The sequence below is a fragment of the Nonlabens antarcticus genome (genome assembly GCF_015356755.1).
Taxonomy (GTDB): Bacteria; Bacteroidota; Bacteroidia; order Flavobacteriales; family Flavobacteriaceae; genus Nonlabens; species Nonlabens antarcticus.
Window position 1 is genome coordinate 430,086 of sequence record NZ_JADFCO010000066.1, and the last position, 12,882, is coordinate 442,967.

4 protein-coding genes are annotated in these 12,882 nt (G+C 37.0%); all 4 read right to left on the bottom strand.

Annotated elements, in window-relative coordinates; all coding sequences use genetic code 11:
* Nucleotides 1-352: 352 nt before the first annotated feature.
* Complete coding sequence (locus IQ282_RS13065; RefSeq protein WP_194852314.1) at nt 353-1,252, bottom strand: hypothetical protein; 900 nt, start codon at nt 1,250-1,252, stop codon at nt 353-355.
* A 13-nt stretch (nt 1,253-1,265) separates the two neighbouring features.
* Complete coding sequence (locus tag IQ282_RS13070; protein ID WP_194852315.1) at nt 1,266-8,144, bottom strand: BspA family leucine-rich repeat surface protein; 6,879 nt, start codon at nt 8,142-8,144, stop codon at nt 1,266-1,268.
* 626 nt (nt 8,145-8,770) lie between these two features.
* Nucleotides 8,771-9,445, bottom strand: coding sequence for a LytR/AlgR family response regulator transcription factor (locus IQ282_RS13075; protein ID WP_194852316.1), 675 nt, complete (start codon nt 9,443-9,445; stop codon nt 8,771-8,773).
* Entirely contained in the window at nt 9,438-12,473 is a 3,036-nt protein-coding gene (locus IQ282_RS13080; protein WP_194852317.1) for a histidine kinase dimerization/phosphoacceptor domain -containing protein, read from the bottom strand. The genes IQ282_RS13075 and IQ282_RS13080 overlap by 8 nt, the downstream gene beginning before the upstream one ends.
* Nucleotides 12,474-12,882 lie beyond the last annotated feature (409 nt).

The window sequence follows — 12,882 nt, forward strand, 5'->3', positions numbered from 1 at the left end:
TAACAACTATGCAATTCCTTTTTGAACTTATTGAGCAACGGGTATAAAAACTATTATAATTTTAGTTTAAGGTAACGTCAATAGAGATGACAGTATCAGAATTCCCGGTCTATCACCAGTGTTTTGTGATTTTTAAGTGGTTTAATAGATAAAAGGGTACTCGATAATTTTGCGTTTGGTAGATCTTTTAGAATCTGCGGACTTTTTTGTTGACAAGACTATATATGATTTTCACCTACTACAAGTTTAGAGTTTTAGCTTTTGGTAACTTTTTATCTCTTTTATAATTTTAGATAGCATAAAAAAAGCGGACTCGTTAAAGTCCGCTTTTAAGTTTATCACAATTAATCTTCTAAAGATTGAACTCATACCTAAATGCCAGCCCATAAACGTGAAGGTTAGCTTGAGTGGTGAACCCTGAAGCGCCGTCCTGAACTCTGTCAAGTGCATTCAAAACTGAGGATGAGCGAAAATCAGTAGGGTTCTGAGAATCAAAGCTTATCAACCCATCAGATCGTCCTGGGTTTGAGATGTTGTTCACTCCATATTTCAAAAAGCCTCCTATATAAAGCGCACTTCCAGAAGAGTAGATTTGTTTGATGCCTAATTCCACCGTGGCGTTATAGCTGTTATCTAAATTGAGACCTGCTTCATTGAACTCTTGATCAGCATAAGTTCCAAATCCAGCAAACCTAGGGGCATCTAGTACGGCATTGAACCTAGGGAAAAAGCCGTTAGTGATTAAGCTGGTGGCTCTGGATTCTGATTCCTGGTTGATGAAAAAGTTGGCTTCCACGCCCAGCTTGGTATAGAAACGAACCGTCCCGCTGGTCTCGTACTGAAAGGCTAGAGGAACACTTAAAGCAGTTAGTTTCTGTGTTTCTGAATAGTTGCTTGTGGTGTACCTGAATTCAAAGTCCTCTCCAGAGATATCTGTGGCATCTTGAAAACTGGAATAGCTACCTATAGAATTTCTGCTCTGATAGTAATTCAATCCTACTCCAGAATGAATGCTGAAATGCTCATTCAAGCCTAGAGAAATTCCAGCTGCAATTCCAGCTCCCGGTTCAATAGAACTTTCAAATTTTGAAGACTCCAGTTGGATTTGAGAAAAATGAAATTGAGAACCTACAGAAAATTTAAGGTCAGATTGAGCTTCACTGAAATTACCTGCTAAAAGCGCCACCGCCATAAGGGCAACGCTTTTAAGGATTCTTATTTTTTTAATTGATGGTAATTTATATGTAATCATCTTGATGTTTGGTTTATTTACGAATGAAGTTGATGAACTCACTGCGTTGATCTGTAATTAAAATAAGCTTGTAGACTCCTACCGGCAGATTGTCTGGCAGTTGGATGTTGTTTTCGACTCCGTTAGCAGGAGTAGAGACTACCAACCTTCCATTTAGATCATACACATGGAACATTGCATTATTCAGTTCTTGCTCTGAAAACTGAGCTACGGCCTTAATTGCCGCGCCCTGCGGTACTGGATTTTGAATAATACTCAACCCCTGTTTAGCAGAAAGTTGCACCTTAGAGATACAAGTGCGCAGTTCATCACCTTCTGTAGTGATCATCACCGCTTGATATGTAGCATTGGGATCTAATCGATCACTGGCATTATTACCTTCAGAGAAAGCCTGCTGCTGTGTAACCAATTGTCCGTTTTTGAACCATTTGTAGCTCACGAAGGAATAGCCACCATTAGTTGCTGGATTGTTATCCACGACCAATGTATTGTTGTATTTCTGTACAATAATCGCATCAAAATCAAAGACTTTCTCCACTACAATGATGTAAGTTTTGCTTTGAGTTCCATCTTGTGATGTCACAACAACTGCCTGGCGGTAGATGCCAGGAGTAGGAGCAGCGATGCTAAAATTAGATCCTGTACTTACCTGGGCATTCGCTTCCGTAATAACCGCCACGTCAACGATAGAGGCCCCATTATCACAATCGATCAGATAATACAACTGCGCTGCAGGATTGTTAAACACTTGTCCATCGATGGTAATACTGGATGCAAGTGCGTTTGAACTAGTTATATTCAAAATACGTTCTACTGCTGTAGCTGCTTGATAGTTTGCATTTCCAGCCTGCAAAGCCTTAATTTGAATCTGTCCCGAAGTCTGTAGTTCTACAAAACCACTGGACGCTACCGTAGCGGCTGGTTGTGGAGATGTAAAACTAGAAGTATAAGTCACTGGAAGTCCAGAGGAGGACGTTGCGACCAACTGGAAATCAGTATCATTTTCTAAACTTCGTGTTGCTAACGCATCGAAGGTAATGGCCTGCGAAGCTTTGTTAATGACCAACTGAACATTTTTACTGGTCGCTGCATAATTTGTCGTCTCACTCGCTGCAACAGTTACCGTGTAAGTTCCCGCATTTGTATAACCTTGTTGAGAATCAAAAGTCAATGCAGTTTCAGTATGATTCAAACTAGCAGTTATATTTTTGACAGATCCATCGTAGGTAAACGTTTGGATGGCATCTGCTGTAATTGTAGCGGCTGCTTTATTAATGGTCAATGTTGCATTAAGCACTTGAGCAGCATAATTGGGTCTGGTGACCGTCGCTTTTACCGTATAGGTTCCTATATTTATTTGATCATTGTTTTCATAAACCACGGTTGCATCGCTAGCTTGACCGGTTACAGCAAGTGATTTTGTGATACCGTCATAGAAAAAGTTATTGTCTTCAAATGCCAATCCTACCTGCGTTGCTGGTTCAATAACCAGGCTTACATTTTGAGAAGCAGCTAGATAGTTATCTGTTGCAACTGCGTCTACTTTTATTGCATAGGTTCCTGCATTTGAATAACCTTGTTGCGGACTATAAGTCAATGCAGTTTCAGTATGATTCAAACTAGCAGTCACGTTTTTGACAGATCCATCGTATGTGAACGTTTGGATGGCATCTGCTGTAACAAGAGCTGTTGTTTTATTAATGGTCAACGTTGCTTCTAGTATTGCTGTAGCAAAGTTAGGTCTGGTTACCGTTGCTTTTACCGTGTAGGTTCCTGCATCTGTTTGATCGTTGTTTACATAAACTACCGTAGCATCACTAGCTTGACCGGTTACAGCAAGTGATTTTGTGGTACCGTCATAGAAAAAGTTATTGTCTTCAAATGCCAAACCTGTTTGATCTGGAGCAGTTAACGTTAAATTAAAACTTTCTTCGTCACTACAATTCGGTGTGTTAGCATCATAAATATATAATGTTATTGGATAGACAGTTGCATCTGTGTATTTTATAATATCGCCAGCAGCATATTTTGTACCACCACCAGTTGTTTCTGTATAATAAGCTTCTGTACCTGTTAAGTTGGTTCCGGCAATTGTTGGGAATGTATATTGCGCTTGTACAGAAAGATCTGTTATGTCTGTAATATCACCCGCAAGGCTTCCACCATCTGTAATTGTCCACTTAAAGTCTGTAATTATTTTTTGGCGAGCAGCGGTACCACTACAATATTTACTGTTTCCGCCATTAAAATTTACGTTTTCTTGGAGTGTTTTTTTACTCCAGCCAGTTAATAATGCATCATAATTGGCGGTTGATAAGGTTACGTTTAAAAACATATTAAACATAGTGGTTACATTGCTTACGTCCCATTCGCCAAGATCTTGATCAAAAGCTGTAGCATCTTGAAACATGACTGTCATGCCTGTTACGTTGCTTACGTTCCATGTACTAATATCTTGGTTAAAAGCTGTAGCAGAGCCAAACATACCTAACATATCTGTTACACTGCTCACATTCCAATTTCCTATATTTTTATTGAATTTTTCAGCACCGGCAAACATTACGTTCATATTGGTAACATTGCTTACATTCCAAGTGCTAATGTCTTGGTTAAAGGTAATTGCAAAACCAAAAGTTCCCAGCATGTTCGTAATGTTGGTTACGTCCCAATTACTAATATCTTGGTTAAAAGATGATGCGGCAGCAAACATATAAGACATATCTGTAACGCCAGACAAGTCTGGTTTATCCGTGGAGTTGCCTACTAGGTTTGTACATCCATAAAAAGCTCTTTCCATAGAAACCCAAGAATTTGTTCCCCATTGTTCTATAGCTATTATTTTTTCTTTTTCTCCGGTATTTATGTTTCCGTCATCAGTATCGTCAACATCATTATTGTTGTTATTAAAATAAATTCGTGGAAAACTACCACTTATGGCAACCGTGTACGTTCCTGCTGTTCCATAATCATGCGTACTGTTTCCAGTAAGATTAAACTCATCAAAAACACCATCATTTTCCCAATCTATATCATAACTATAACCAGTGCCTGTTGTTGGTATTGTAATAGATGTGTTGTTGGACTTGCCCTCATTATCTGTTTTCCAAGTTGTGATAAAATAATCGCTGGGGTTAACCGGTTCTGCTTGAAACTCATAAGCACCTATGTCAATAACATCTGGATCTGGTAAGCCCGCAAATAAACGTGAATTTCCTGTTAGGTCTTTGTCTGTGGCTAGCGTACCTGTATATAAGGCATTGTTTCCTGCATTTACCGCTGGGCTATATTTAAACAAACTATAATCGCCATTTGTTGGGTCATTAAATAGGGCTTTTACTGTTAGGTTTGTAGCAGTTTCACTACCATCGCTATCATAACTTTTATCAGCTATAATACTGTTTTTATATACTGGTGTAGCATTATCATTACTAATAGTTCCTGTAACAATGGTGTTGTTAACTATTGCATTTGAATTATCTTGATTTGCCATACCGCTACCATCAGCAGCTAAATTTCCGCTAAAAGTGGTATTGGTAATAGTAGGGGAAGATGAACTATTGTTGAACATACCACCACCTTTACCCTCAGTACTAATAATACTATTGTCAATGAAAGTGGTATTGGTAATAGTTGGTGAAGAATTTAGATTATACATACCACCACCAGCAAATTTAGCCGTGTTTCCAATAAAAACAGTATTAATAATAGTTGGTGAAGAATTTCTATTAAACATCCCACCACCTACAAATCTTCTAATATCTGTATTATTTATACTAAAAGTTCTAGCGTCATTTGCACGACCGCTAGAAACGGTAAAACCGTCTAAACGTGCTGTGCCCACTGCGCCAAAACTCACAACTACATTATTAGCATTGTCTGTGTCATCATTTACAGCACCAATATCTCCGCTTAACGTAGTTTTGTTTGCTGTGATACTTAAATCTCTTTCCGCTAGTATTGATTCTGTACCTGCAAAACCTCCGTACAATTGTACGTTGTTTACCATTAAAAAGGCATTGTCTTTGGTCTCCTCTGCAAAATTTGCACCATCTCTTGCGCTATATAATGGTTTGTACGTACCGCCAGCAACCCAGATTTGTAAAGGTTTTGTGGTAAAGTCTGCTTTGTTATTATCACCCCAAACTAATGCGTCTGCTAATTCTGGGATTGCGTTTACCCAAGAATCTCCCGTTTTATTACCTGTTGCAGTTTTGTTAACGTAAAGAATGTTGTTTGCGTCTGGCGTTAATTTTAATGTAGTAACAGCTACTTTTGTTGGATTCTCTTGCAAGTGAGGAGTGCTTTTATCGTCTTGCGCCACAACATAAACATCATATGCTGTTTCTGGTGTTAAGCCTGTAACACTAAAATCATTGCTAAATGCTCCTGTATTTACTGATGCATTTCCGCTAGCAATGACACTTGCCCCACCATTTCCGGTACCTGATTTTACTTCTGCTGCTGTAGGTGCTGATGCCCCATCTGCTACTACCACATAATAAATGGTTCCGGCGATATCGATATCTGTATTCAATGTAAAACTTGTAGTGCTAGTAATTTCTGAAGAGGGTGTGCTACCTTCAAATAGTGGGAGCTTAAATACTTCAATAGCATCACTTGCCGCAGCTGTACAACCATTAGCATTTGTGTAGGTATAGGTAATGGTGTGTGTTCCTACACCAGCGATTGCTGGATCAAAACTGTAGGTCTTACTGTCTTCATTGTCTGTAACTCCATCTCCAGAATACACCCCTTTAACTGAATTTAAGTTACCCGTTGCCGTACCAGAGGTTATATTTCGTTGATTATTGGAATCAGAATATAGAAATTCTTTAGCTTCACGTGGTAGGATAGGATTTGATACCGTTGTATTAGTAAATGGATTTTCGAAACCTAATCCAAGATCTCTTATCGGGTCTGAAGCTGTGCCAATTCTTACAAATAAAATATTATTACTCGGAAAAAATAAATAGGAATTAGAAGTAGTATAAGTAAATGAAGGTAAATTCCCTCCAGTCACTGTAAGCGACCAGTCTATAACTCTGTTAGTCGCAGGATCGTACTCAAAACGACCACTAACGGTACCACCGTCCTCAAAAGTTATATTATTGAGTTCCCATAGTGTAGTATTCTGTACCACTGGTGCACCACCACTTAAATTTTCCTGAACTCCTGCATCTACAGAGATATCGTCTGGTGCGGTAAAAATTACGGCGGGTAAATCAAAAACTTCGATAGTGTCCGTGGTACTGTTAGAACAGCCAGTATTATTTGTTACTGTATAGGTAAAGGTATGTGTTCCTGCTCCAGCAACAGCTGGGTCAAAAGAATAAGTGCCGTCGCCACCATCTGTTACTCCAGGACCAGAATACACTCCTGTGATTATTTTTAATGTACCAAATGCAGTGCCACTGAGTCTTCCAATACCGAATAAATAACGTTGAGTGCTTTCCGTAACACCAGTAATATTAACAGTTCCTCCTGCTTCTACTAGGGGGTTTGAAAAAGTTAATTCTAAAAATCTTCCAGGACCTAGCAATGTTAAGCTACTGCTTGTACTACCTGGAGATGAATCACCAGAATAAACAAAATTTGGATAGGCACCGCCGGTAACAGCCACATTTAGATTGCTGTAAGTTTGTGTGGAGGCATTAAAAGTAAAACTACCACTTATAATTCTAGAATTAGTAAAATCAAAAGCGTTTATAACGTATTCTGTAAACGAGCCAGCATTTGGGCTACCACCAGATAAACCGGTCTGTATTCCAGCATCCACGCACAGGTCAGCTGGTGCGGTAAAACTTACTTCTTGTAAGGCATTAATAGTAATCTCAAAAGTTGAACTATTCGCAGCCCCTGTCACACCGCTTGTGGTATAGGTCACTGTGTATACCCTTGGATCACTAGTAGTAAGATCTATTACTCCAGTACTCTCGTTAATACTAAGTCCAGTTGTACTTGTAAATACACCTCCCGTAGCACCTGTAATAGTAGGCGTAGGATCTTCGTCGTCTGAACAATAGCTTGCTACATCGTAGCTGAAGGATGCGTCTTCTGGAATCGAAATGACAATATCCTTATTAGCACCCAAAGAACTAGCCTCACCTGGAACCGGTAAGGTCAATACGGCATCCTTACTCGAGGCGTTTTGTATAGTCCCACCGTTAAGCGCAAGAGAATTGGTAGATACATAATCTATATCTACACTGTTATCTCCAGCTTGTACGGTATATAAAAAAGTTAACTGAGCAGTCCCAGAACCACTTACATAATCTACAACGCGATCTGTATCACCTGTTTCTAGGATTAGTTGTGGAAGACCTGTAACGCTTACAGCGTCGCTAAATTCTACTAATATTGTTATTTGTTCACCAGTTTTATAGGTGCCATTTGCTGTGCTTGAACTCACAGATTTTACAGTAGGTGCTGGTTGGGGGGCACTAAAATTACTAATAACAGCTACACCTCTTCCTCCTGCATCGTCCTTTGATTTAATTCTAAAAGCAAATACATCATCTGCAACGACTTGTATATCCATAACGTTTCCACTTGGGTTGTCTTTTGTCGCCACCAGTGTTTCTACTTCATTTAAAACATACAAGAATGTGTCATAATCATCAACATTATATACATATGAAAAGCTAATTGTTCCAGGAGTCATAATCACAGTGGAATAATCATCAGATTGATCACCATCAATATTATCATACGCCTTGCTATTATTACCGTTAAAAGTAATAGAGCTGGGAGCGGACGATATATCTACACTTGCATCACTGTAGGAGCTAACACTGGTAAATGTCCAGTTAGCAGGAGCATAGTCACCGCTAAACTGTGCATTCACATTAATTGTGAATACGAGCATTATTAAAATTGAGTAAATTTTTTTCATATTTAGTTTTTTATTTATAGTGGCAAAATAATGGCTCAAAACCATCAATAAAGTATTGTAAATAAGATATGTTAATTGGGTAAAATTAAAATTGGAACCTTGAAGACGCATTCGTCCGATAGCGTTTTAGAAACCTTGGTGTAAAGTCGTATCATGTAAAAATTATTAATTGGTATTATTTGTAGTGATAGTTGGCTTTCGCGAAAGCGAATAAATTTTATAGTCCTGATATGAAATAGTTATAAGCTTATCAGTGATGAATTAAACGTTGTTGACCTACACTTTAACGGTAAAATTAATATTATGATAAGAATGATTGGAATAAATGTCGCGAATGCACCTAATTATGTCGTGAATGATCAATTTAGGGTTGTTCATAGATAAATGGAGTAAATACCGGGACGAGAGGTAAATTTTCACTATGAAGAACTATTAGAGGACTATCAAGAATACGACGTACATAAAAGACTGGCTCTTTTGATTTAGGTAATTTATATATCGCAGCTGTGTGGAGGGGTTTGCATCTAAAATTTCTTCCCGGTTATAGTGAGATGAATCAAAAAAAGTGGGTTCTCAAATTCCTGCAGTTCCCTACACTTATAACTTAAGACGGTTTATTAAATCCTTTACTTAAACGATTGATCGTCTAAAATATCCTTTGCAAAGGTTTTAGAGATGGGTATGGCATATTCTTCAATGGTGACTTCCTTATTTGTAAATGCCGTCACGTGATTTTTATTGACCACATAGGACCTGTGTACTTGTATAAAGGAACTGGAATTAATTTTATCCAAAAACTGTTGGATACTAGAACGTATCAACTTTTTAGAATCGGTTAAGTGAAGGGAGAGATATTGATCTTCTTTTTTTGCAAATAAAATGTCTTGTCCTGATACTATGATATTTTTATCACGCTCTTTTACAATAATCTGTGAGGAGTTTTTAATTCTATCCATCGCTAATTCTACGGCAATATACAAGTCACTTTCAATAAATGGTTTTACCAGGTAGCTGGATGGTTTTGTAGAAATGGCATCTTTGATGGTTTTTTTATCATTGAAAGCAGTAAGATATATGATGGGTATATCCAGCTGATTTCCCAACCAAACACCCGTTTGTGAACCTTCAACCTTGATATCTAAAATAGCGATATGTGGTTGTAGTACAGCTATTTCTCTTAACGCAGTTTCAGCATTTGTGGACATTCCACAAACGGTAAACTGTAATTTCTCCAAGGTTTCTTTCAAAAGTTCCTGTGTGATAATCTCGTCCTCAAGTATATAGATTTTTATACTATCCATGTGATGGCAAAAGTAAGGTTAAGTGAAAGTTAGACGTTTTTTTGATTTCTATACTCCCTTTGAGTTGCCTGTTCATCATTTCTACGATCCTCATTCCCATAGCTTTTTTCTTATCATCTTCTTGTTTGAAGTTACCATTATCAAAATATTCAAATTTGTAATATTCTCCCATCTGAGTAAAACATATGGTGATTTCTGGATGGTCGATGACATCAAATGCATGCTTATTAGAATTATTGATCAATTCATTTAGTAAAAGTGAGAATGGCGTTGCCTGGTCTGTATTTAGAACCGTGGAGTCAATCTTTAAGTGATAATTCACATCTATAAGGTATAATTTTTTATAGTATCCTATTATATTTTTGACATATTCTTTCACCTCAACCGTATTTTGATTATCAGTGTTATATAACAGGTCGTGAATACCTGCGATGGACATGATCCTGTTTTGGCTATCTTCTAGTTTTAGCTTTAATTCCATGTTATCACTATTTGCCCTTTGCCATCCCAGCAGAGCAGAGACAATTTGAAGATTATTTTTAATTCTATGATGAATTTCTAACATCATATCACTTTTGATATTAGCCTCGTTTAAGGCGATTTCATTTTTGGCATACAGGGTTTGTTTTGATTTGTATTGAGAGAATAGGATTGATAAAATTCCTACGGTAACTATCATTACCAGCATAATAAACCACCAGGTTTTATAAAAAACCTCCTGTGCAATTATCCTGAGTTTTAAAGTATCTCCTATTTTATTTTTTGAGGAATCTAGTGCTTCTATTTGAAGCGTATAAGTACCTGCAGCTAGATTTGCATATAACAGTTCTTTACCGGGATAGCTCGTAAACCAGTCTGAATTACTATCCTTGTTCAACAAACGATATCTGTATTTTACATCCCGAGTACTTACCTCACCAAATACAGAAACAGTCGTGGAGAACCTTCTATACTCTGATGGTAACCTGATTTCCTTAGTATTTTTTAAAAAACCGGGAGCCGTATTGATCTCCCACCTACCTTCTTTTGAATTGAAAAATGATATGGAAGTAATTTGTGGTTTTATAGAAACATTGTTCTGCGCAATTTTGTTTGGATTGAAAAAGCTAAGCCCCTTAAAACTTCCCATAAGGATATTCCCGTCCGGGTCTTTATAGGTGCTAAATCTATTGCCTTCTAGCTCATAGAGACCATCCTTCAACGTGTACCTCACCACCTTGTTAGTCAATGGGTGGAATGAAACGATTCCTGCATAAGTGTTCAACCATAGGTTGTTATTGTCGTCTGCCACCATTCCTACAATCGAGGCATTTAACTCATCCTCGTATAAAAGCTTTAATTTCTTAGTAGTGGTGTCAAAGGTATAAACCTCACCAAATTTCGTAGAAACTAAAACACCATAATTAGGTAGATATTTGATGGATAGTAAGTTATCAGTATCCTCATTTTCAAATTCATAAGTTTGAAAAGTGCCATTAACATATTCAAATATTCCTTGGGAAGAGGTTGCGTAAAGTGTGGTTCCATCTGTAGCAAACTCTCTTATTCTAATGTTTTCCGTATTTTTTATTACCGTGAAGGTTTCATCGTTGACAACTTGTTTAGAGACATTACCATTTTGATTTGCTGTGAAAATGGTGTCTTTGACCTTAATTATTTCCTCCCCTAAAACTTTCTTTTTTTTCTGATCAACCAGATTGTAATTAGAGTCTATGGTATACAGATAATTACTATCTGCTGTGATTATCGTGTTGTTATCTTCTATAAGAATATCCCTAGAGTAATTGATAGGCAGCTCTACGGTTTTATCCATAAATTGAATTTGGCGCTCCGTATTTTTTTTAACGTCTATGATAAAAAAACCCTCACTATCTGTGGCGACTATATACGTGCTGTTGCCTAATCTTTTTATAGTCCTTACACTTTTATCTTTTAAAAAGGTTTTGATTTTGCTTTCTTTGAACGTATAGCTGGTCAACTGATTCCCACTAGTAACCACTAGATCTTTACCAAATTCCTTGAAGTACGTTTCAGATAAATTTTTCATCCTAATTGTGGCGATTTTATCCGTTTTGAAATTTTTAAAATTATAGAGTTGGTAATCGCTATAATCGCTAAAGAGTGCCTTGAAAAAGGCATGCTTATGATCTTCAGTGAATTGCAATCGTTTGTAAAGTTCACTGCATTTTCCCGTGTTTGGTAGTTCTGTAAATCGGTTGTCTTTTTTATCGAATGCAAATAAATTTTGATAGTCATCGAAATAATAATAACAGGTATCGTTGACCTTAAAAGCATTGTGAATTTTATTAGGGAAAAAGTGCATTCCGTTATTATCGATAAAATTAGCTTCAGATAGCTTATTTGTTATTTTGCCGTTGCTATCTAATAAAATGGCTTCCTTTTGAAATAATAATTTTACCATGGAATAATCCTTTGCCGTTCTGGTAAATGCTAAAAAGGGTTCATTAACAGGTTTATCAAAAGGTATGGAATCTATCAATTTTAAATTTTGCTGATCAATCTCGGCACTATAAAACTTATTTTTGGAAGTGATGATGAGTCTGGTATGATCCTCCACTTCATATTCTTCAGCAATGATGTACTTTTTATCTAAGCTGTTGTAAGCATCAACGGCTATCATTTCTAAAGATTCTGTATTGATATAAGACAGCTCTGCTCGCGCCACTTCATAATAAAGTTTTAAATAAATCCCTTTTTCTTTATGTTTGAAAAAGTGTCCTTTCTTTATTTTTTTTCCTGGAGTTTTTGGGATTTTCAAAGAGAAAAAATTAGCACCATCAAATCGCTGTATGATGATTTCTTTTTCACCAAAGACATATTCATTGGAAAGTTTATTCTCTCCCAGGATCCACAACCAGCCACTGTTGTCATAAATTGCATGGTAAGGGCTAGAGATCAAGTACCCATCGCTAGAGGTATAGGTGCTAGAACTGATCAATAGAGAACTTTCTTCTTGCGACCATACGGCCGTACTATATAGAACTATAAAAAGGAATATGTGTTTCAAAATAGAGTATGCCGGAATTAGGTAGTTCAAATGTAAAAAACCTGAGGCAACTTAAATAGAAGTATTCCTGATTGGTTTTACACGAACACGACTGTTAGAACAAAAACCTAATATTTAGGTTTTGTTGATTTCGACGAATTCCAATCTGTTTATTTCCCGATGCAGAATATTAAATCCATTGTTATTACTAGGGTAGAAGCCGATCGGGTGGAGGATAGGTGTACGTTTATCGCTAATAAAGGAGTTTTACAGCTAGACTTTGGCCAACCTTTATTATTGTACTTTATCTAGTACACTACAAGTTTTCAAATCTAATAGAAATAAATTGACGATAATCCCCTTATGATGGAAAATATTTAGCGCTTAAGTGCTCTTTAATTGTTTTAATGGAAAACAACTTAATATTTAT